We start from the raw sequence: 22,325 nt of genomic DNA on the forward strand, positions 1-22,325 counted from the left end.
GGGATGTCTTGGGGGACGTCCCGGGCAAGCGTTGGCCGGGGCACGTGCACGGGGAGCTTTGAGCGGCCCTCCCGTACGTACCCCGGCAGATCGCGCGCGAGCCTCTGCTGGAACACAGCAGACGCCCGGCCGGATCCCGTGGGGGGAATCCGCTCCGGGGAAATGGGAAGCGCCCCGCTCGCCGACCCGTGGGGGGATCGGCGGCGGGGCGCTTCTCGCTGTACGGAGACGTCCGGGGACGTCGTCAGCGGTCCTCGACCGGCGTCAGCGGCTCTCGACCGGCACGAAGTCCCGCAGGACCTCGCCCGTGTAGATCTGGCGCGGGCGGCCGATGCGGGAACCCGGCTCCTTGATCATCTCGTGCCACTGGGCGATCCAGCCCGGGAGGCGGCCGAGCGCGAAGAGCACGGTGAACATCTCGGTCGGGAAGCCCATCGCGCGGTAGATGAGGCCCGTGTAGAAGTCCACGTTCGGGTAGAGGTTGCGCGAGACGAAGTAGTCGTCGGAGAGCGCGTGCTCCTCAAGCTTCAGCGCGATGTCCAGCAGCTCGTCGGACTTGCCGAGCGCGGAGAGGACGTCGTGCGCCGCCGCCTTGATGATCTTGGCGCGCGGGTCGAAGCTCTTGTAGACCCGGTGGCCGAAGCCCATCAGCCGGACGCCGTCCTCCTTGTTCTTCACCTTGCTGATGAAGGAGTCGACGTCGCCGCCGTTGGCCTGGATGCCTTCGAGCATCTCCAGGACCGACTGGTTGGCGCCACCGTGCAGCGGGCCCCACAGGGCCGAGATGCCGGCGGAGATCGAGGCGAACATGTTGGCCTGCGAGGAGCCGACCAGACGCACGGTGGAGGTGGAACAGTTCTGCTCGTGGTCCGCGTGCAGGATCAGCAGCTTCTCGAGCGCGGAGACCACGACCGGGTCGAGCTCGTACTCCTGGGCCGGGACCGAGAAGGTCATGCGCAGGAAGTTCTCGACGTACCCGAGGTCGTTGCGCGGGTAGACGAACGGGTGACCGATCGACTTCTTGTACGCGTACGCGGCGATCGTGGGCAGCTTGGCCAGCAGCCGGATCGTCGAGAGGTGGCGCTGCTGCTCGTCGAACGGGTTGTGACTGTCCTGGTAGAACGTCGACAGCGCGCTGACCACGGAGGACAGCATCGCCATCGGGTGCGCGTCACGAGGGAAGCCGTCGAAGAAGCGCTTGACGTCCTCGTGCAGCAGGGTGTGCTGGGTGATCTCGTTCTTGAAGGTCGACAGCTCGTCGACCTTGGGAAGCTCACCATTGATCAGCAGGTACGCCACCTCGAGGAAGGTGGAGCGCTCGGCCAGCTGCTCGATCGGGTAGCCGCGGTACCGCAGGATGCCCTGCTCGCCGTCGAGGTAGGTGATCGCGGATTTATAGGCGGCAGTGTTGCCGTAACCGCTGTCCAGGGTCACCAGCCCGGTCTGAGCTCGGAGCTTCCCGATGTCGAAGCCCTTGTCACCCACGGTGCTGTCGACCACCGGGTAGGTGTATTCACCGTCCGCGTACCGCAGTACTACAGAGTTGTCGCTCACGTCATCCCTCACCGACGTTGTGCCTCTTCTTCGAGGTGCCCTGACTGTCTCTACCATCCCCCACTTGGCTCAGCAGAGTGCACTCGGGGTCGGCCATTCGGCCAGTTGGCGGCACTCAGTGCCGCCAACCTGCTCATCTTGCCCCCTTCGCCCCGCTTGCGAAAGTCCTACGTGATGTTTCCCATCCGTACCTCACCTGTCAGTCGATGGCTCAGTGAGGTAAAGCGCCGACCAGCGGAAACAGTGCGGACGGCCTGAGCGATCGCTTTGCGGGAGCCGACCAGGACGACGAGCTTCCTGGCGCGCGTGACGGCCGTGTACAGAAGATTCCGCTGGAGCATCATCCAAGCGCCGGTGGTGACCGGAATCACCACGGCCGGATACTCGCTGCCCTGGGAGCGGTGGATCGTGACGGCGTACGCGTGCGCCAGCTCGTCCAGCTCGTCGAAGTCATAGGCCACCTCCTCGTCCTCGTCGGTCAGCACGGTCAGCCGCTGGTCCTCCACCTGGAGCGAGGTCACGACGCCGACCGTGCCGTTGAAGACCCCGTTTGCACCCTTTTCGTAATTGTTGCGAATCTGCGTGACCTTGTCGCCCACGCGGAAGACCCTGCCGCCGAATCTCTTCTCCGGCAGATCGGGCCGCGCGGGGGTGATGGCCTGCTGGAGGAGACCGTTGAGCGTGCCCGCACCGGCCGGCCCGCGGTGCATGGGCGCCAGCACCTGGACGTCCCGGCGTGGATCAAGGCCGAATCTGGCGGGTATCCGTCGGGCCGCGACGTCCACCGCGAGGCGGCCCGCCTCCTCCGTCTCGTCCGCGACGAAGAGGAAGAAGTCCGAGAGGCCGGAGGTGAGCGGCTGCACACCGGAGTTGATGCGGTGGGCGTTGCTGACGACACCGGACTGCTGCGCCTGGCGGAAGATGCGGGTGAGCCGCACGGCGGGCACCGGGCCCTCGGGGGCCAGCAGATCGCTCAGCACCTCCCCGGCGCCCACGCTCGGCAGCTGGTCCACGTCACCGACCAGCAGCAGATGGGCTCCGGGCGCGACCGCCTTCACCAGCTTGTTGGCGAGCAGCAGGTCCAGCATGGACGCCTCGTCCACCACCACCAGGTCCGCGTCCAGTGGCCGGTCCCTGTCGTACGCCGCGTCGCCGCCCGGTTTGAGCTCCAGCAGGCGGTGCACGGTGGACGCCTCGGCCCCGGTCAGCTCGGCCAGCCGCTTGGCCGCCCGGCCGGTGGGCGCCGCGAGGAGCACCTTCGCCTGCTTGGCGCGGGCCAGCTCGACGATGGAGCGCACCGTGAAGGACTTGCCGCAGCCCGGCCCGCCGGTGAGGACGGCCACCTTGCTGGTGAGGGCGAGCCGGACCGCCTCCTCCTGCTCCGGGGCGAGTTCGGCGCCCGTCCGGTCGGCCAGCCATGCCAGGGCCTTGTCCCAGGCGACGTCCTGGAAGGCCGGCATGCGGTCGTCGGCGGCCCGCAGCAGGCGCTGGAGCTGCGCGGCCAGGGCGACCTCGGCACGGTGGAACGGCACCAGGTAGACGGCGGTGAGCGGCTCCCCCTCCCGGCCCGGGACCTTCTCCCGTACGACGCCCTCCGGGTCGGCGGCGAGCTCGGCGAGACAGTCGATGACGAGTCCGCTGTCGACCTGGAGCAGTTTCACCGCGTCGGCGATGAGCCGCTCCTCGGGCAGGAAGCAGTGTCCCTGGTCGGTGGATTGCGAAAGGGCGTACTGCAAACCGGCCTTGACCCGGTCGGGGCTGTCGTGCGGGATGCCGACGGCCTGCGCGATGCGGTCGGCGGTCAGGAAGCCGATGCCCCACACATCGGCCGCCAGCCGGTACGGCTGGTTCTTCACCACGGAGATCGAGGCGTCCCCGTACTTCTTGTAGATGCGGACCGCGATGGAGGTGGAGACGCCGACGCCCTGGAGGAAGACCATGACCTCCTTGATCGCCTTCTGCTCCTCCCAGGCCGCTCCGATCAGCTTGGTCCGCTTGGGGCCGAGGCCGGGCACCTCGATCAGCCTGGCGGGCTCCTCCTCGATCACGTCGAGGGTGTCGGTGCCGAAGTGGTCGACGATCCGCTCGGCGATGCGCGGGCCGATGCCCTTGATCAGGCCGGAGCCCAGATAGCGGCGGATGCCCTGGATGGTGGCAGGCAGAACGGTGGTGTAGTTCTCCACGGTGAACTGCTTGCCGTACTGCGGATGCGACCCCCACCGGCCCTGCATGCGCAGCGATTCCCCCGGCTGCGCGCCGAGCAGCGAGCCGACCACCGTGAGGAGGTCGCCACCGCCAAGTCCCGTGTCGACGCGCGCGACGGTGTAGCCGCTCTCCTCATTGGCATAGGTGATCCGCTCAAGAACCCCTTCGACCACCGCGAGACTGGACATGACTCGACGTTACCGGGTGGGTCGGACAGCGTGATCCGCCTGTGGACAACCCACCGCCACCGCAGGCCGGGCCCGTGCCGCACCCGTTGGCGGACACGGGGAACGGGCTTGCGGCCCGGGTCCGGAGCAGTCGGTCGCCGAGCGGGGTCGCGGGGGCGGCGCGGTGGCCCGGCACCGGGACGGACGCGAGGCCGGCGGGAGCCGGACGACGCGGCCTGGGGGCCCGGTCCATGGACCGGGCCCCGCGCGCTCCCCCCTCGATCCGGGCTTCCCGATCCCCCCGGATCCCTCCCCGGAAGCCCCGATGCCAAGTACGACACCCGTCACGCCGGAAGGGTTGCACGGATGCGCGCAGTAATTTTTCCGGAATCCTTTCATCGAACTCGCAGCCGAACAGCGGCCCCGAGAGGACCGCTTGTGCGCATCAGTGGGGGGAGGTGGCCTTGAGCGCGTGCGCGTACCGCCTCGCCGTCTCCTCCAGGAGCTCCACGCCGTCCCGTGCCCACAGCTCGTCGTTGAACAGCTCGACCTCGATCGGCCCGTCGTAGCCCGCCGCGTCGACCCGTTCGCGCCATCGCGCCATGTCGATCGCCCCGTCGCCGATCTGGCCGCGGCCGTTGAGGACTCCCGCGGGCAGGGGGGTGATCCAGTCGGCGAGCTGGAAGGAGTGGATCCGGCCCTGGGCGCCGGCCCGCTCGACCGCCGCCGGAGCCCGGTCGTCCCACCAGATGTGGTACGTGTCCACGACCACGCCCACCTGCGATGCCGGGAAGCGTTCGGCGAGACCGAGGGCCTGGTCGAGGGTGGAGACGACGCAGCGGTCCGACGCGAACATCGGGTGCAGCGGCTCGATCGCCAGCCGCACTCCCCGCTCGCCCGCGTACGGGGCGAGCTCGGCCAGCGCGTCCGCGATCCGTTCCCGGGCCCCGCCCAGGTCCCGGTCGCCGGCCGGCAGACCGCCGGAGACCAGGACCAGGGTGTCCGTTCCGAGCGTCTCGGCCTCGTCGATGGCGGCGCGGTTGTCGTCCAGTGCGCGGGCCCGCTCGGCCGGGTCCGTGGCGGTCAGGAACCCGCCTCGGCACAGGGTGGTGACGGTGAGTCCGGCATCACGTACGAGCTTGGCGGCGGCCTCGACCCCGTACGCCTGGACCGGTTCGCGCCACAGGCCGATCCCGGGGATGCCCAGCCGGGCGCAGTGGGCGCTGAGGTCGGGAAGCGCCAGCTGTCTGACGGTCATCTGGTTGACGCTGAAACGGGCGAGGGCGGGCCCGTCCGCCCCGCGGAACGCGGAGGACCGAGAGGAGCCGGGGGACCCGGGAGACTCGACAGGTGTGACAGGTGCGACGGGTGTGACAGGTGCGACGGGTTCAATGGATTCGGTCACTGGGTGACTCCGTACACCGTGAGCAGGGACTTCATCCGGGACTCGGCGAGCGCCGGATCCGGGAAGAGGCCCAGTCCGTCGGCGAGTTCGTAGGCCCGGGCCAGGTGCGGCAGGGAGCGGGCCGACTGAAGGCCGCCGACCATCGTGAAGTGCTCCTGGTGCCCGGCCAGCCAGGCGAGCAGGACCACACCCGTCTTGTAGAAGCGGGTCGGCGGCTGGAAGAGGTGGCGGGACAGCTCCACGGTCGGGTCGAGGAGCTCGCGGAACCCCTTGGTGTCCCCGGTGTCCAGTATCCGCACCGCCTCGGCGGCCAGGGGGCCGAGCGGGTCGAAGATGCCCAGCAGCGCGTGGCTGAAGCCGCGCTCGTCGCCCGCGATCAGCTCGGGGTAGTGGAAGTCGTCGCCGGTGTAGCAGCGCACACCGTGCGGCAGCCGGCGGCGCAGGTCGACCTCGCGCCGCGCGTCCAGCAGGGACACCTTGATGCCGTCGACCTTGTCCGGGTGCTCGGCGATGACCTTGAGGAACGTGTCGGTCGCGAGATCAAGGTCGGCCGAGCCCCAGTAGCCCTCCAGGGCGGGGTCGAACATCGGGCCCAGCCAGTGCAGGACCACCGGTTCGGCCGCCTGCCGCAACAGGTGGGCGTAGACGTCGAGGTAGTCGTCGGGGGTACGGGCCGCGGCCGCGAGGGCCCGCGAGGCCATCAGGACGGCCTGCGCACCGCTCTCCTCGACCAGCGCGAGCTGCTCCTCGTAGGCGGCCCTGACCTCGTCCAGGGTGTGGGCGCCGGGCGCGAGCTGGTCGGTACCGACACCGCACGCGATACGGCCGCCGACGGCCCTCGCCTCGGCCGCCGAGCGGCGGATCAGTTCGGCCGCGCCCGCCCAGTCCAGGCCCATCCCGCGCTGGGCCGTGTCCATAGCCTCGGCGACACCCAGGCCGTGGGACCACAGGTGGCGGCGGAAGGCGAGGGTGGCGTCCCAGTCGACGGCCGCGGCCGAGTCGGGAGAGGTGTCGGCGTACGGATCGGCCACGACGTGCGCGGCCGAGAAGACGGTACGGGAGGAGAGCGGCGCCCCGCCCCGGCCGACGGCCGCAGGCGCGCTGCGCGGGCGGTACGCGCGCGTGGAGCCCGCTTCCCCCGGCAGAAGGACGGTCACAGCGACAGCTCCGGCACGTCGTAGCGGCGGCCCTCGGCCGAGGACTTCAGGCCCAGCTCCGCCAGTTGCACACCGCGCGCACCCGCCAGCAGGTCCCAGTGGTACGGCTCGTCCAGCGCGACATGGCGCAGGAAGAGCTCCCACTGGGCCTTGAAGCCGTTGTCGAACTCGGTGTTGTCGGGGACCTCCAGCCACTGGTCCCGGAAGGAGTGGGTGACCGGGAGGTCGGGGTTCCACACCGGCTTGGGCGTGGCGGAGCGGTGCTGCACACGGCAGTTGCGCAGGCCCGCGACGGCCGAGCCGTCGGTGCCGTCGACCTGGAACTCGACGAGCTCGTCGCGGTTGACGCGGACCGCCCAGGAGGAGTTGATCTGCGCGACGGCGCCGCTCTCCAGCTGGAAGATGCCGTAGGCGGAGTCGTCGGCGGTGGCGGCGTAGGGCTTGCCGTGCTCGTCCCAGCGCTGCGGGATGTGCGTGGTGACGTGCGCGCTCACGGCGGTCACAGGGCCGAACAGCTCGTTCAGCACGTACTCCCAGTGCGGGAACATGTCGACGGCGATGCCGCCGCCGTCCTCGGCGCGGTAGTTCCAGGAGGGGCGCTGCGCCTCCTGCCAGTCGCCCTCGAAGACCCAGTAGCCGAACTCGCCGCGCACGGAGAGGATCCGGCCGAAGAAGCCGCCGTCGATGAGGCGCTTCAGCTTGAGCAGACCCGGCAGGAAGATCTTGTCCTGGACGACGCCGTGCTTGATGCCGGCGGCCCGGGCGAGGCGGGCCAGTTCCAGGGCGCCCTCCAGGTCCGTGGCGGTGGGCTTCTCGGTGTAGACGTGCTTGCCCGCGGCGATCGCCTTCTTGAGGGCGCCGACGCGGGCGGAGGTGACCTGCGCGTCGAAGTAGATGTCCGTTCTCCCGTCGGCGAGGACCGCGTCGACGTCGGTGGACCACTCGGTCAGCCCGTGGCGCTCCGCGATCTCGCGCAGCGCCTGCTCGCGGCGGCCGACGAGGACCGGCTCGGGCCAGAGCACCTGCCCGTCGCCGAGGTCCAGGCCGCCCTGTTCGCGCATCGCGAGGATGGAACGCACCAGGTGCTGCCGGTAGCCCATCCGCCCCGTGACGCCGTTCATGGCGATCCGCACTGTCCTGCGTGTCACGAAGGTCCCTCCAACTGTGTGGTCGACGTGCTGCCTGCGCCATCCTGTAGCAAGCGCTTTCTACGAGGAGTGACGCTAGCCTGCCGACGGTGGCCCGTACAAGGGGCCCCGCCCGACTCTCCTCGGAGGAAAGCGATGACAGTCACCCTGGCCGACGTGGCGGCCCGCGCCCGGGTGTCCCCGGCGACCGTCTCCCGCGTCCTGAACGGCAATTACCCGGTCGCCGCGTCCACCCGCGAGCGGGTCCTGAAGGCCGTGGACGAGCTCGACTACGTGCTGAACGGACCGGCCAGTTCGCTCGCCGCCGCCACCTCCGACCTGGTCGGAATCCTGGTCAACGACATCGCGGACCCGTTCTTCGGGATCATGGCCGGGGCCGCGCAGAGCGCCATCGGCGAAGGCGCCTCGGGGCGGGCGGGCGGCGAGAAGCTCGCCGTCGTCTGCAACACGGGCGGCTCGCCGGAACGCGAGCTCACCTATCTGACGCTGCTGCAGCGTCAGCGCGCCGCGGCCGTCGTCCTGACCGGTGGCGCGCTGGAGGACCCGGTCCACAGCGCCGCGATGGCCGCGAAGCTCGCCAAGCTCGCGGACGCCGGCACCCGGATCGTGCTGTGCGGGCGCCCGCCGGTGCCCGGTGGAGCCATCCTGGCGGCGCTGACCTTCGACAACCGGGGCGGCGGACGACGGCTGGCCGAGCACCTGCTGGCACTCGGCCACCGGCGCATCGGATACGTGGCCGGGCCCGCCGAACGCACGACGACCCGGCACCGGCTGGAGGGCCACCGCGAGGCGATGACGGCCGCCGGTCTCGGTGCGGGCCTGGAACGGCTCACGGTGCACGGGTCCTACGACCGCCGGTCCGGGTACGACGCGACCCTGGAGCTCCTGCGCCGCGACCCCGGCCTGACGGCTGTGGTCGCGGCCAACGACACGGTCGCGCTGGGCGCCTGCGCGGCCCTTCGGGACCAGGGGCTGCGCATCCCGGACGACATCTCGGTGGCGGGCTTCGACGACCTGCCGTTCTCCGTCGACGCGGTGCCCGCGCTCACGACCGTCCGGCTGCCGCTGCACGAGGCGGGCGCGCGGGCGGGGCGGCTCGCGATGGGCACCGAGACGCCGCCGCCGGGCGGCATCGCGACGATCTGCGCGGACCTGATGGCCCGGGCGTCGACGGCACCGCCGCGGGACGCGTGAGCGGTGCGTACGGGCCCGCCGGGCCGCGGCGGGCCGGGCGCGGCGGGCCGGGCGCGGCGGGCCGGGCGCGGCGGGCCGGACCGCGCTCCCGCGCGGGGAGGCGGGGCCGGCATCGCGGGGCCGCCGAGGCGAGCCGCGCCCCGCGAGGGGGACGCGTCACGGCGAGGGGAACGGCGCAGGTGACGGCGTGACGGCGTGACGGCGAAGGGAGCGGTACGCGCCCGGGAAGCCGTACCCGCGCCGGGTGCCGTACCCACGCGAGCAGCCGTAAGCGGGACCGGCGGGCGCGGGGGCGGCCATGATCCCCGCCCGTCGGGGTAGGTTCCGGGGCCCCGGCACAGTTAAGGAGCTCCAGCCGTGAAGTACGCCTTCTCCACCCTCGGTGTCCCCGGGATGCCGATCGCCGACGTCGCCCGTCTCGCCGCCGGGACCGGCTACCAGGGCGTGGAGCTGCGCGCCCACCCGGAAGAACCGGTGCACGCGGGGCTCCTGGCGCACGAGCGGCGGGCGGTGGCCGAGGAGTTCGCTCGGGCGGGCGTCGAGATCCTCACCGTGGCCGGGTACGCGGACGTCGCGGCGGCGGGCGACGACGAGCCGGTCTACGAGGAGCTGTACCAGCTGCTCCACCTGGCGGCAGATCTGGGCGCCTCGTACGTGCGGGTGTTCCCCGGCGGCGGCGACCAGGACCCGGAGGAGGCGGACGCGACGGCCGCCCGGCGTCTCGGGGTCGCGGCGGAGATCGCCGCGGACCTGGGCGTACGGATCCTGCTGGAGACCCACGACTCCCACCGCACGGGCGCGGACGTGGCCCGGGTGGTGGGGCTGGTCGGACACAAGAGCGTGGGCGCGCTCTGGGATGTGATGCACCCCTGGCTCGCCGGCGAGGACCCGGCGGCCACGCACGGCGTCCTCGCCCCCTACCTCGGATACGTGCAGGTCAAGGACATCGCGTCGGCCGACGACAGGACCCCGCTGCCCCTCGGCCACGGGGCGCTGCCCCTCGCCGAGTGCCTCGCCCTGGCGGTCGGCGGCGGAGACGGTACGGACGCCGTGCGGGGCCTCGACACTCCGGCGGACGACGCCCAGGGCTGGGTCTGCTGGGAGTACGAGAAGCGCTGGTACCCGCAGGCCGCCGCCCTGCCGCCGCTGCTGGTCGCGGGCCGGGAGCATCTGAGCCGCATGTTCTGAGGTCCGGCCCCGCCCGCCGTGGTCTGCCTCCCGCCGGCCCCGCCCGCCGGGGTCTGCCGCCGCTCCCGCCCGGGCCGGGCCGGCCCGGACCCGCCACGTCACGTCACGTCACGTCACGTCACGTCAAGCGCTGTGAACCCGGGCCGTGGGACGCGGGCCGTGGGCGGCCGACGCGACCCCTCACCTCCGCCTTGACCGCAGCCGTAACTCCCTTACCACCGAGACCATTTCAGCGGAATCTCCGCCCGCCGGGGAACCTTCCGGGCGGCCGGCCCGTCAAACGGGGCGTACTGCCGGTGAGTCACCGCAGAGCGGTGTCGGCCCTCGCTCCTGACCGCGATCGCCGACTCCCCTCTCCAGCCGCCTGCGGCCGGCAGGACGCCGCCATCGGTGCGCCCCCCTCCGCAGCGCCGGTGGCGGCCCTCCGCCCACGCTCCCGGGCCGCGCCCGGCCCCCCGCCCGCCGCGCGGGCCATCCCGTCACGCCCCCGCCCGGCCCGGCACCGAGCCCCCCTTCCCCGGGCCGATTCCGACGCGGGCTGCGCACATCCTTGACCTGGCAGTTACTTTCGGGCTATCCGTGACTCCTTGGAAGTTTCCTTCATCTCTCGTCACGCACGGCCGGAAGGAGCACCAGTGCACTACCGCGCCACCTCCGCCCATTCCCGGGCCACCACCAGACGGGCCCTTCTCACCGCCACCGCCGCCGCGGTGGCCGCCTCCGCCACCGGTGCCACCGCCACCGCCGCGCCCTCCCGCGCGGCCGACGGCGACCTCCTCGGGCGCCTCAAGCGGCTGATCTCCCGGATGAGCCTGGAGGAGAAGGTCGGCCAGCTCTTCGTCATGCGGGTGTACGGGCACTCGGCCACCGCCCCCGACCAGGCCGACATCGACGCCAACCTCAAGGAGATCGGCGTCCGCACCGCCGCCGAGCTCATCGCGAAGTACCACGTCGGCGGCATCATCTACTTCACCTGGGCGCACAACACCCGCGACCCGCACCAGATCGCCGACCTGTCGAACGGCATCCAGCGCGCCGCCCTCGCGCAGCCGACCCCGGTCCCGGTCCTGATCTCCACCGACCAGGAGCACGGGATCGTCGCCCGCATAGGGGAGCCCGCCACCCTGCTGCCCGGCGCGATGGCGCTGGGTGCCCACGGTTCACGCGCCGACGCCCACCGGGCCGCCCGGATCGCCGGGGCGGAGCTGGCCGCCATGGGCATCCGCCAGAACTACGCGCCCGTCGCCGACGTCAACGTCAACCCGGCCAACCCGGTGATCGGCGTACGGTCCTTCGGCGCCGATCCCGAGGCCGTGGCGGGGCTGGTGACCGCCCAGGTGGGGGGCTACCAGGGGGCGGGCGTGGCCGCGACCTCCAAGCACTTCCCGGGCCACGGGGACACCGCCGTCGACAGCCACTACGGACTGCCCACCATCACCCACACCCGGGAGCAGTGGAGCGAACTGGACGCGCCGCCGTTCCGGGCCGCGATCGCCGCCGGGATCGACTCGATCATGACGGCCCACATCGTCGTCCCCGCGCTCGACCCGAGCGAGGACCCCGCCACCCTCTCCCGCCCCATCCTCACCGGCATCCTGCGCGAACAGCTGGGCTACGACGGGGTGGTCGTCACCGACTCGCTCGGCATGGAAGGCGTACGCACCAAGTACGGCGACGACCGGGTCCCGGTCCTCGCCCTGAAGGCGGGGTGCGACCAGCTGCTCAATCCGCCGAACCTGGCGGTTGCCCACAACGCCGTCCTCAAGGCCGTACGGAACGGCGAGCTCACCGAGGCCCGCATCGAGGAATCGATTCTTCGCATCCTGCGGCTCAAGGACGGGCTGGGTCTGTTCCGGAGGCCCTATGTCACCCACCGGGCCGTGGACCGTGCGGTCGGCTCGGCGGCGCATCTCGCCGCCGCCGACCGGATCGCCGAGAGGACCACGACCCTGCTGCTCAACGACGGCGGCCTGCTGCCGCTGAACCGCCGCAGGACCAGGAACCTCCTCGTCGTCGGCGCCGACCCCGCGTCGCCGTCCGGGACCACGGGGCCCCCGACCGCCACGCTCGCCGCCGCCTTCACCGAACTGGGCTTCACGGTGACGGCGTTGGCGACCGGACTGTCCCCCACCGCCGCGAAGATCGACGAGGCGGCGGCCGCCGCGGCGGGCAAGGACGCCGTGATCGTCGCCACGTACAACGTGTCGGCCACCAGCTCGCAGCGCACCCTGGTGTCCCGGCTGTCCGCGACCGGCGTCCCGGTGGTCGCGGTGGCGATCCGCAACCCGTACGACATCGCCCGGCTCAGCGGTCAGCGCGCCGTGGTGGCCGCCTACTCGTGGACCGATGTGGAGCTGCGTGCCGCCGCACGGGTGATCGCCGGCCGGGCGCGGCCCGGGGGGCGGCTCCCCGTGCCCGTCCAGCACGCGGACGATCCGGCGCAGGTGTTGTATCCGATGGGCTACGGCCTGACGTACTAGAAAATACGACGCACCACCGGCGCACTACCCCCAAACGGCGCAAATCCCCTGAGGAATCTGGCGTGTACCCGCCTCTGCGGGTCACGCTGGACCGACCGATCGGGGGGCCTCATGCGTGGGCAAGGAAGCGTGGCGGTGGTGTGCGCCCTCGTGCTGGCGGTCCTCACCGTCGCCTGCCGGCAGACTCCGGGGGCCGGCGCCCCGGCGGCCGGCCTCCAGGACACCACCGCGGCGACGGGTTACGGGGAGGTCTTTCTCGGCCCCGGTGACTGCAGCACCCGCGGGCGGGACTTCCGGGAGGTCTCCTGCGGCAGCGAGAGCGCGTGGGCGCGGGTGCTCAGCAGGTTCGTGGAACGCCCCGCCGCGGGCCCGGTCTGCCCGTCCACCACCGACTTCGTCCTGCACGTCTCGGAGAACCGGCCGGCGGTCGACGAGGACGGCGACGGTTCGGTGCCCCAGGGGTACGCGTGCATGCGCAACCTGGAACCGCCGCACCCGGGCGACCCGGGAGGCGGCGGCGGGCCGCACACCGTCGTCGGGGACTGCGTCTACAGCTCGCGCAAGGGCGAGGTGAAGGAGACGGCCTGCGACGGTTCGGGCGAGGAGCGGCCCGAGTACCGGGTGGCGGCCGCCGTCGAGGACCGTTCGCGGTGCCCGGCGGCGACGGCGCTGTACGTGCAGCTGGGCGGGGCGAGTCCGGTGGGCTGTGCGCGCCGCGTGTGAACGGCGCGCACAGCCGGACCGGGGGGCGGGCCGACGAGATCCCGGGCCCCCGGGCCATGGGGGACCCGACCCGTGACCCCCTGGCCGTGTCCCTACGGGCGCAGCGTCTGCTCGCGCTCCAGCCGGTGCTTGTCGAGCCGGGCGTCGTACGGTGCCAGCGGCTCGGCCCGCCGCGGGTCGGCCTCGACGGCTGCCGGGGCGACGCCCGCCCAGTCCAGGATCCGGGCGGTGGCCTTCGCCCGCTCGGCCTCGACGAGACCGGAGACGCTGGCGCCGTGGTTGGCGCCCGGGGCGGCGAAGACGTAGCTGTCGCGGGCGCCCTTGCCGACGCGGAAGCGCTCGGCGCCCCACGGGTCGTTCTCGCCGTACACGAAGAGCATCTGCCGGGCACTGGTACGGACCCAGGTGTCCACGTCACGCATGACCCACGGCTTGAACCGCACCGGGATCTCCCGCGGCACGAAGTTGCGCGCGGGCTGGTAGCCGTACCGGGTCAGGCCCTTGAGGTGCGGCATCCGCAGGCTGGGCGAGCCGAGCTCGGTGGCGGCCTGGTAGTAGTACGGGACACCGGACTCCAGCCCCTGGTCGGTGTAGTAGGACCAGCCGGAGTAGCCGTCGATGGTGTCGTAGACGGCCTGGTCGGTGGCGGTGGCGGCGTCCGGGATGTCGGCGCACTCCGCCTCGGTGTGGTACTGCCAGAAGCCCCAGACGAAGTCGAGGACGACCGCTTCGTACGCCCTGTCGAGGCTGCCGACCGTCTTGAAGGTGGCCCCGTTCTCCTCGGCCCACGCGGCGTAGGTCCTCTGCAGCGGCGCGCGCCGGACGAGCGCCTCGCGCTGCAGGGCGTTCAGCCGGTCGCGGCACTCCCGGGTGGAGACGTTCGCGAAGAACCGGTCGTACGCCGCGTCCTCCTTCTCCACCACGTCGTTGGGAGCGACGTAGGCGACCACGCCGTCCATGTCGCGGGGGTGGAAGCGCTCGTAGTAGGTGGCGGTCATGCCTCCCTTGGAGACACCGGTGGCGAGCCACTTGCGGGTGTAGACCTTCTTCAGCGCCGTGAAGATCCGGTGCTGGTCGGCGGCGGCCTGCCGGATGTCGAGCTTGGACCAGTCGGCGGGCTGGGGGCGGGACGGGGTGAAGAAGCGGTACTCCATGGAGACCTGGTTGCCGTCGACGATCTGGGTCGGCTCGGTACGACCGGGGCGGGTGGAGACCTCGTAACCGCTGGTGTAGAAGACGGTCGGGCGGCCGGTGTCCTTGTGCAGCAGCGTGAGGCGCTGCTGGAACGTGCCGCCGGCCGGCCGGCCGTGGTCGACCGGCTGGGTGTACTCGAGGACGAAGAAGCGGTAGCCGGGGTAGGGCTTCTCCTCGATCAGGCTCATCCCGGGGATCGCCAGGATGCGTTCCTTGATGTCGACGGTGCTGTCCGGGCCGGCGGCGGTGGCCGTGCCGGCCGCGCTCAGGGTGCCTATGAGCACCACGAGCGACAGCAGCCATCTGAGCGCCTTGCGCATTCGCCCTCCACTGGGTTCACGACGGTCGCCGTGAACCTAGCGGGGTCAACGCGTGCGTGGCCAGACCCGGTTGACCTTCGCGCCACAGCTCAGCACAGAATCCAGCCGGTGGAGGCGCCCCGGCCGCCGACGAGACCCGAGGCGCGCACGCAGCGGTTGAGGGCGTGCACGGTGACGGGTCCGGCCTGCCGGACGAACCGTCCCTTGTCGACGGCGGCACGGCCGCCGCGCGGCTGGACGGAGACCGACATGGCACGGCGCGGCCCCGGCCTGACGGCGACCGCGACGGCGCAGGCGTACTGCCGGCTCTTGTAGATCCGCAGCTCACCCGTGGGAAAGGGCACGGACTTGACGAGCCGTCCGGAGCAGGCGGCGGCGGCCTCGGCGGGTGGGGTGCCGGGACCGGCGAGGGTCAGGGCGCTCACGGCGACGAGCACCGCGAGACCGCGCGCGAGCAGTCGTCTGATCGGGGCCACCGCCACTTCACCGAACATCCTTGCTCCCCTTTGCCTCTAGACCGTACGTGCGTACGACGCGCTCGGGAGCCGGACGGTTGCCTTCCGGCTGCCGCACCCCCACCACGGCTCCCCCCGCGCACACGCCACGCGCCGGAGCGCGCGAGCCGTCCCCGTCCTTCGGCACGGCCGGCGGGACCGGCGGAGACGGAGTCCCCGGACGAGGAGCCGGCCGACGCGCGGCCGGGGGCGCGGGGCCGGCGGGCGGCCGGGGGCGGAGTCATGCCCCTCCCGTACCGGACGGGGCACTCAGCCGTACCGGACGGGGCACTCAGCCGTACCGGACGGGGCACTCAGCCGGCCCGCCCCCGTACCCGGTCCGTGCGGCTCACGCCGTCGCCGGGGTCTCGTCGCCGACGAACGTGCGCCACAGCGCGGCGTAGCGGCCGTCCAGGGCCAGCAGCTCGTCGTGGGTGCCGTCCTCCACGACCCGTCCGTGGTCCATCACCACCACCCGGTCCGCCCGCGCGGCCGTCGAGAGCCGGTGGGCCACCACCAGGGTGGTGCGGCGGCCCGCGAGCCGGTCCGTGGCCTGGTTGACCTGCGCCTCGGTCGCCAGGTCCAGCGCCGCCGTCGCCTCGTCGAGGAGCAGCACGTCGGGGTCGACGAGCTCCGCCCTGGCCAGGGCGATCAGCTGCCGCTGGCCCGCCGACAGGTTGCGTCCGCGTTCGGCGACCTCGTGCAGATAGCCGCCGTCGAGCGTGGCGATCATCTCGTGCGCGCCGACCGCCCGGGCCGCCGCCTCCACCTCCGCGTCCGTCGCGCCGGGGCGCCCGTACGCGATGGCATCGCGGATCGACCCCTCGAAGAGGTACGCCTCCTGCGGGACGACCCCGAGGCGGTGCCGGTAGGCGGTGAGATCCAGGGACCGCAGGTCGGCGCCGTCGGCGGTGACCCGGCCGGACGTCGGGTCGTAGTAGCGGGCGACCAGCTTGACCAGCGTCGACTTGCCGGCGCCGGTCTCGCCGACGAACGCGACGGTCTGCCCGGCCGGTATGCGCAGGTCGACCGCGGTGAGGGCCTCCTCCGGCCCGTCGGCGGTCCCGTAGGCGAAGGAGACGTCCTCGAAGGCGATCTCGCCGCGCAGCGACAGCACGTCCAGCGGTTCGGGCGCGGGGGCCGTCGACGTCGGCTCGCGCAGCAGTTCCTGCATCCGGCCCAGTGAGACGGCGGCCTGCTGGTATCCGTCGAAGATCTGCGAGAGCTGCTGCACGGGGGCGAAGAACAGGTCGATGTAGAGGAGGTACGCCACCAGGGCGCCCGCCGTCAGGGTGCCCGCCTCCACCCGTCCGGCGCCCACGATCAGCACCGCGGCGGTGGCCACCGACGACAGCAGCTGCACGAACGGGAAGTACACCGAGATCAGCCACTGGCCGCGCACCCGCGCCGAGCGGTACGAGGAGCTGCGTGCGGCGAACCGGTCCGCGCCCGAGCGCTCCCGGCGGAACGCCTGGACGATCCGCAGCCCGGCCACCGACTCCTGGAGATCGGCGTTGACGACGCTGATCCGCTCACGCGCCAGTTCGTACGCCTTGACGCTCGACCGGCGGAAGAAGAACGTGCCGATCACCAGCACGGGCAGGGTGGCGAAGACGACCAGGGCGAGCTCCACGTCGATCACGACCAGCACGACCATGATCCCGAAGAAGGTGACCAGGGAGACGAAGGCGGTCACCAGGCCCGTCTGGAGGAACGTCGACAGCGCGTCCACGTCCGTCGTCATCCGGGTCATGATCCGGCCGGTCAGCTCCCGCTCGTAGTAGTCGAGCCCGAGCCGCTGGAGCTGCGCGAAGATCTTCAGACGCAGCGCGTACAGCACCCGCTCGCCGGTCCGCCCGGTCATCCGTATCTCGCCGGTCTGCGCCGTCCACTGGACGAGCACGGTGAGCAGGGCCAGCGCGGACGCCGCCCACACCGCGCCGAGGGCGAGCTGCTCCACGCCCTCGTCGATGCCGTGCCGGATCAGTACCGGCAGCGCCAGGCCCATGCCCGCGTCGACGGCGACGAGCGTCAGGCTGGCCAGCAGCGGCAGGCCGAAGCCCCGCAGCAGCCGGCGCAGCCCGTACGACTCCTCCGGCAGCACGGCCTGAGCCTCGTCGACCTCGGGGGTGTCGTTCGCGGGCGGCAGCGCCTCGACCTGGGCCAGCAGCTCGGGCGTGGCGGGCCCGCCCTCGGCCCCCGGGGCGGCGCCGGGGAGGGCGGGACGGGCGGCGGCGTCGGCGTCCCGTTCCCACAGGGCGGGGGTGATGCCGCGTTCGGCGTCGAACTCGGCGTCGATCTCCTCGCGCAGCGAGGTGCCGTCCTCCGGCACCGCCACCCGCACGGCGTGCCCGGGCGAGACGCCGCCCAGCTCGTCGGGGTCGGTCAGCAGCCGCCGGTAGAGCGCGGAGCGCCGCTCCAGCTCCTCGTGGGTGCCGATGTCGGCGAGCCGTCCGCCGTCGAGGACGGCGATCCGGTCGGCGAGGCCGAGCGTGGAGCGCCGGTGCGCGATCAGCAGGGTGGTGCGTCCGGCCATGACGGCCCGCAGCGCCTCGTGGATCTCGTGCTCGACGCGCGCGTCGACCGCCGATGTGGCGTCGTCCAGGAGCAGCAGCCGGGGGTCCGTGAGGATCGCGCGGGCGAGGGCGACGCGCTGGCGCTGGCCGCCGGAGAGGGTCAGTCCGTGCTCGCCGACCGTGGTGTCGTACCCGTCGGGAAGGGCGGAGATGAAACCGTGGGCCTGTGCGGCCTCGGCGGCGGCGGTGATCTCCTCGTCGGTCGCGTCGGGTTTGCCGTACGCGATGTTGGCGCGGACGGTATCGGAGAAGAGGAAGCTGTCCTCCGGTACGAGTCCGATGGCGGCCCGCAGCGAGTCGAGCGTCAGCTCGCGCACGTCGTGCCCACCGACCAGGACCGCGCCGCGCGTCACGTCGTAGAAGCGCGGCAGCAGAAGCGAGACGGTGGACTTGCCGCTGCCGGAGGCGCCGACCACGGCGACGGTCTCGCCGGGCCCGATCTCCAGCGAGAAGCCGTCGAGGACCGGGCGCCCGTCCTCGTAGGCGAAGGTGACGTCGTCGAACTCGACGCTCGCCGCGGCGTCGGCGGGCAGCTCCTTGGTGCCGTCCTTCATCGTGGGCTCGGTGTCGATGAGCTCCAGGACGCGTTCGACGCCCGCCCTGGCCTGCTGCCCGACGGTGAGGACCATGGCCAGCATCCTGACCGGTCCGACGAGCTGGGCCAGATAGGTCGAGAAGGCGACGAACGTGCCGAGGGTGATCTGTCCCCGGGTGGCGAGCCAGCCGCCGAGCGCCAGCATCGCGACCTGTCCGAGGGCGGGCACGGCCTGGAGGGCGGGGGTGTAGCGGGCGTTCAGCTTGATGGTGCGCAGCCGGCCCGCGAAGAGTCCCCGGCTCGCGTCGCGCAGCTTGCCGGTCTCCTGGTCCTCCTGCCCGAAGCCCTTCACCACCCGGACGCCGGTGACGGCGCCGTCGACGACGCCGGCCACATGGGCGGCCTGTGCCTGGGCGTACCAGGTGGCGGGGTGCAGCCGGACGCGGCTGCGCCTGGCGATGAACCAGAGGGCGGGGCCGACGGCGAGGGCCACCAGGGTGAGCGGCGGGGAGAGCCACGCCATGATCACCAGGGAGACGAGGAAGAGCAGGATGTTCCCGATCGTCATCGGGAGCATGAAGAGCAGGCCCTGGATGAGCTGGAGGTCGCTGGTGGCGCGCCCGACGACCTGGCCGGTCGAGAGCTGGTCCTGCCGTCGCCCGTCGAGCCGGGTGATCGTGCCGTACATCTCGGTGCGCAGGTCGTGCTGGACGTCGAGGGCGAGCCGGCCGCCGTAGTAGCGGCGTATGTAGGTCATGACGTACACGACGAGCGCGGCGGCCAGGAGCAGGCCGGTCCACAGGGCCGGCGAGCGGGACCCCTCGCCGACGACGTCGTCGATGACGACCTTGGTGATGAGCGGGACCAGGGCCATGACGCCCATGCCCGCGAGGGACGACCCCAGGGCCAGCACGACGTTGCGCCGGTACCTCCAGGCATACCCGGAGAGCCGCCGTGCCCACCCTTGCTCCGCCGCCGCCACTGGTGCCTCCCGTTGTCCGTTCCGCCGGAAGGCACCAACGCGATTACGTGCAGTTTTCATCCCGCGGCAACATGCCGCAACAAAGACGGTCCTTCGGTCCTACGTCCCGTCCCCGCCGTTTCCGGCGAAGTGCGGAGGAGACCTAGTACGCGGGACCGGTCTCGGGCACCGGAGGAATCGCCTCCTGCGGGACCGCCGGCGGGATGAACAGCTGGCGGCTCGCGGCCGCGGCCGGGTTCAGGTCCTTGTGGACCGCTCGGGCGACGGCCTGGATGGTGGCGACACCGTCGTTCATCGTCCTGTTGTCGTGGGTGAGGACGGTGATCGAGTAGTTGGCGTCCGTACCGGTGAAGGCGCCGATGCTGTGGACCCTCCAGCCGTGGGTCGCCCGGGAGAGCCAGCCGTTCTTGACGTGCGCGGTGATGCCGCTGGGAGTGCCGGCCGGAGTGCCCCAGCGCTGCGAGGAGACCACCCGGCGCATGAGGCTCTGGATGTAGGAGCGGGAGCTGTCGCTCAGGACGCCGTTGCGGTTGGTGACCAGTCCGAGCAGCTTGCGCTGGTCACGGGCGGTGATCTGGGTGAGGCCCCAGTAGCCGCCCGACCCGGGCACGGTCTGGGTCATGCCGGCGGTCTTCAGGAAGGCGCTCACCTTGCCGACGCCCAGCTGCTTCCACAGGGTGCTGGTGGCGGCGTTGTCCGACTGGGTGATCATGGCGGTGGTGAGGGTGACCTCCCGGTCGGTCAGCCGCCGCTTGTTGAGTCCGGCGTCCCACAGCAGGGTCGCCAGGACGGTCGACTTCACCACGCTGGCCGAGTCGAACTTCTGGGTGGCGCGAAGTTCGCAGTGCGTGTTGGTGGTGCGGTCGTAGACGGCGACGGCGGTCGTCGCGGTACGGCCCTTGAGGGCCGCGGCGATGTCCTGGGACAGCTTGGCGGCCAGCCCCGCCTTGGCGGACGTGCACGTCACGGCCGGGGGCGCCGCCGCGGCGGGCGTCGCCGTGACGGTCGTGGCCAGCACGCCGGCCGCGAGGACGGTGCCGATCGCGCCGCGTCGGCGGCGGGCTATGGAGAATGGGGTCACGTCTACAAGACTCACCGGCGCGCGAAAAGTTGTACACGCGGGTCGCGCGCACCGCCACCGGTGGCCGTGCCCCGCGCGGCCCGGGCCCGCCACCGGGTCGTGCGGCGGCGGCTCACAGATGGGTGGGCGCGAACATCCGCAGCAGGGCCGGCAGGACGACCACCGAAGGACCGGGCTGGGCGAGCGAGGCGGCCAGATCGTCCCGGAGCGTCTCCGGTGTCGTGCGCAGCGCCGGTACGCCGAACGACTGGGCGAGCGCGACGAAGTCCGGACGGGCCAGTTCGGTGCCCGTGGCCTCGCCGAAGGCGTCCGTCATGTACTCGCGGAGGATGCCGTAGCCGCCGTCGTCGACGATCAGCCAGGTGACGTCGAGGCCGTACTGCTTCGCCGTCGCCAGCTCGGCGATCGAGTACATCGCGCCGCCGTCCCCGGAGACCGCGAGGACGGGCCTGCCCGGGTCGGCGGCCGCGGCGCCGAGCGCGGCGGGGAAGCCGTAGCCGAGGCCGCCCGCGCCCTGGGCGGAGTGCATCGTGTTGGGGCGCCGGGCGTCGAAGGCGGACCAGGCCCAGTACGCCAGGATCGTCATGTCCCAGAAGCTGGGCGACTCGTCCGGCAGGGCGTCCCGTACGGCGGCGACGATCCGCTGCTCCAGGCCGAGGTCCTGGCCGGCGATCCGCTCCCGTACGGCCGCGAGCACGTCCGCGACCCGCCCGGCGGCCGTCCCGTCCGGCCGCTCGGGGACCGTCTCCAGCAGGGCGGAGAGGGCGAGGCGGGCATCGGCGTGGATGCCGAGGGCGGGGTGGTTGGACTCCAGCTTGCCGAGGTCCGCCTCGATCTGGACGACGCGTCCGCGCGGGGCGAAGGTGTGGTAGTTCGAGGACAGCTCGCCGAGGCCCGAACCGACGACGAGCAGGACGTCCGCGTCCTCCAGGAAGTCGGTGGTGTGCCGGTCCTCCAGCCAGGACCGGAGCGACAGCGGGTGCTCCCAGGGGAAGGCGCCCTTGCCGCCGAAGGTGGTGACGACGGGCGCGTTCAGCCGCTCGGCCAGGGCCAGCAGCTTCCCGGCGGCGTCGGAGCGTACGACGCCGCCGCCCGCGATGATCGCCGGCCGCTCGGCGTTCGCCAGCAGATGCGCGGCGACGGCGGTGAGCTCGGGGCGCGGCACCGGCTCGTGCGGGGTCGCGTCGACGGCGGTCACCACCGGCAGCGAGGTCGGCGCCAGCAGCACGTCCTGCGGCACCTCCACCCAGACGGGTCCGTGCGGGGCGCTCAGGGCGGACTCCCAGGCGGCGGCGATCGCCGAGGGGATCTGCGAGGCGGTCCGCACCGTGTGCACGGACTTCACGATGTCGCGGAACGACGCCTGCTGGTCGCGCAGCTCGTGCAGGTAGCCGTGGCGGCCGCCGCCCAGACCGGCGGCCGGGACCTGGCTGCCGATGGCGAGGACGGGGGCGGACGCGGCGGCGGCCTCCTGGAGCGCGGCGAGCGACATGAGCGCGCCGGGGCCGGTGGACAGCAGCAGGGGCGCGGCCTCGCCGGTGATCCTGCCGTACGCGTCGGCGGCGAAGCCCGCGTTGTTCTCCACGCGCAGCCCCACGTACCTCAGCGTGGAGCGGCGCAGCGCGTCGAACATGCCGAGGGCGTGCTGGCCCGGCAGCCCGAAGACGGTGGTGGCGCCGAGCCCGGCCAGCGTCTCGATGACGAGGTCGCCGCCGTTGCGGCCGGGCGGGGGGTCGAGCGCGGCGGCCGTCTGCGCCTCGGTCGGGCGCAGCACCAGGTCGTGGTCGTGGGTCACGTGGCGTCCTTTCCTTCGTGCACACCGGCGGCGCGCGTCGGCGGTGGGGGGCGCGGCACGCTGGGCCGGGCCGGGCGGCCGTGCGCAGGGGGCCGACGCCTTGCCGGCGCGGCGCCCGGAGGGGGGC

14 protein-coding genes are annotated in these 22,325 nt (G+C 72.5%); 4 read left to right on the plus strand and 10 right to left on the minus strand.

Annotated elements, in window-relative coordinates; translation table 11 throughout:
* Positions 1-264: 264 nt before the first annotated feature.
* From PUR26_RS14840 to PUR26_RS14860, 5 genes are all read right to left on the minus strand, one after another.
* The gene (locus PUR26_RS14840; RefSeq protein WP_329872814.1) at positions 265-1,554 is read right to left on the minus strand and encodes a citrate synthase; all 1,290 of its coding nucleotides are present in this window, start codon (positions 1,552-1,554) and stop codon (positions 265-267) included.
* Positions 1,555-1,721: 167 nt separating this feature from the next.
* Positions 1,722-3,947: an SF1B family DNA helicase RecD2 gene (gene recD2, locus PUR26_RS14845; RefSeq protein ID WP_329872815.1), complete on the minus strand. Its 2,226-nt coding sequence runs from the start codon at positions 3,945-3,947 to the stop codon at positions 1,722-1,724.
* Between the two features lie 424 nt (positions 3,948-4,371).
* Complete coding sequence (locus PUR26_RS14850) at positions 4,372-5,184, minus strand: sugar phosphate isomerase/epimerase family protein (protein ID WP_329872816.1); 813 nt, start codon at positions 5,182-5,184, stop codon at positions 4,372-4,374.
* Positions 5,185-5,327: 143 nt separating this feature from the next.
* Entirely contained in the window at positions 5,328-6,488 is a 1,161-nt protein-coding gene (locus tag PUR26_RS14855) for a dihydrodipicolinate synthase family protein (protein ID WP_329872817.1), read from the minus strand.
* Positions 6,485-7,636 (minus strand): Gfo/Idh/MocA family protein, encoded by a 1,152-nt coding sequence (locus PUR26_RS14860; RefSeq protein WP_329872818.1) that lies wholly within the window; start codon positions 7,634-7,636, stop codon positions 6,485-6,487. Before PUR26_RS14860 ends, PUR26_RS14855 begins: the two co-directional genes overlap by 4 nt.
* 135 nt (positions 7,637-7,771) lie before the next feature.
* On the opposite strand from PUR26_RS14860, the gene PUR26_RS14865 reads away from it, so the two are divergent.
* The 4 genes from PUR26_RS14865 (at position 7,772) to PUR26_RS14880 (ending at position 13,221) form a co-directional block, all read left to right on the plus strand.
* Positions 7,772-8,830, plus strand: coding sequence for a LacI family DNA-binding transcriptional regulator (locus PUR26_RS14865; protein ID WP_329872819.1), 1,059 nt, complete (start codon positions 7,772-7,774; stop codon positions 8,828-8,830).
* A 357-nt stretch (positions 8,831-9,187) separates the two neighbouring features.
* Positions 9,188-10,018, plus strand: a complete 831-nt coding sequence (locus PUR26_RS14870; RefSeq protein ID WP_329872820.1) for a sugar phosphate isomerase/epimerase family protein — start codon at positions 9,188-9,190, stop codon at positions 10,016-10,018.
* Positions 10,019-10,653: 635 nt separating this feature from the next.
* The gene (locus PUR26_RS14875; protein ID WP_329872821.1) at positions 10,654-12,498 is read left to right on the plus strand and encodes a glycoside hydrolase family 3 protein; all 1,845 of its coding nucleotides are present in this window, start codon (positions 10,654-10,656) and stop codon (positions 12,496-12,498) included.
* Between the two features lie 111 nt (positions 12,499-12,609).
* Complete coding sequence (locus PUR26_RS14880) at positions 12,610-13,221, plus strand: hypothetical protein (RefSeq protein ID WP_443077078.1); 612 nt, start codon at positions 12,610-12,612, stop codon at positions 13,219-13,221.
* A gap of 92 nt (positions 13,222-13,313) precedes the next feature.
* Here the strand turns inward: PUR26_RS14880 and PUR26_RS14885 are convergent, their stop codons facing one another.
* The 5 genes from PUR26_RS14885 to PUR26_RS14905 all read right to left on the minus strand — a co-directional run bounded on the left by PUR26_RS14885 (position 13,314) and on the right by PUR26_RS14905 (position 22,198).
* A complete protein-coding gene (locus tag PUR26_RS14885; protein ID WP_329872823.1) occupies positions 13,314-14,735 on the minus strand; it encodes a S28 family serine protease in 1,422 nt (473 codons plus the stop codon).
* 89 nt (positions 14,736-14,824) lie between these two features.
* Positions 14,825-15,229 carry a hypothetical protein gene (locus PUR26_RS14890; RefSeq protein ID WP_329872824.1) on the minus strand — a complete coding sequence of 135 codons (405 nt, stop codon included), beginning with the start codon at positions 15,227-15,229 and terminating at the stop codon, positions 14,825-14,827.
* Positions 15,230-15,578: 349 nt separating this feature from the next.
* Positions 15,579-19,322: an ABC transporter ATP-binding protein gene (locus PUR26_RS14895; protein ID WP_329872825.1), complete on the minus strand. Its 3,744-nt coding sequence runs from the start codon at positions 19,320-19,322 to the stop codon at positions 15,579-15,581.
* A 142-nt stretch (positions 19,323-19,464) separates the two neighbouring features.
* On the minus strand, positions 19,465-20,403 hold the full coding sequence (locus PUR26_RS14900; RefSeq protein ID WP_443077079.1) for a serine hydrolase: 939 nt from the start codon (positions 20,401-20,403) through the stop codon (positions 19,465-19,467).
* Between the two features lie 112 nt (positions 20,404-20,515).
* On the minus strand, positions 20,516-22,198 hold the full coding sequence (locus PUR26_RS14905; RefSeq protein ID WP_329872826.1) for a thiamine pyrophosphate-binding protein: 1,683 nt from the start codon (positions 22,196-22,198) through the stop codon (positions 20,516-20,518).
* Positions 22,199-22,325 lie beyond the last annotated feature (127 nt).

Source organism: Streptomyces sp. SP18CS02 (assembly GCF_036322365.1).
GTDB lineage: Bacteria > Actinomycetota > Actinomycetes > Streptomycetales > Streptomycetaceae > Streptomyces.

Bases quoted from the DNA above. Each gene is read 5' to 3' on its own strand.
- recD2 (WP_329872815.1), bottom strand. From the start codon at position 3,947: ATGTCCAGTCTCGCGGTGGTCGAAGGGGTTCTTGAGCGGATCACCTAT.
- PUR26_RS14850 (WP_329872816.1), bottom strand. From the start codon at position 5,184: ATGACCGTCAGACAGCTGGCGCTTCCCGACCTCAGCGCCCACTGCGCC.
- PUR26_RS14865 (WP_329872819.1), top strand. From the start codon at position 7,772: ATGACAGTCACCCTGGCCGACGTGGCGGCCCGCGCCCGGGTGTCCCCG.
- PUR26_RS14880 (WP_443077078.1), top strand. From the start codon at position 12,610: ATGCGTGGGCAAGGAAGCGTGGCGGTGGTGTGCGCCCTCGTGCTGGCG.
- PUR26_RS14885 (WP_329872823.1), bottom strand. From the start codon at position 14,735: ATGCGCAAGGCGCTCAGATGGCTGCTGTCGCTCGTGGTGCTCATAGGC.
- PUR26_RS14890 (WP_329872824.1), bottom strand. From the start codon at position 15,229: ATGTTCGGTGAAGTGGCGGTGGCCCCGATCAGACGACTGCTCGCGCGC.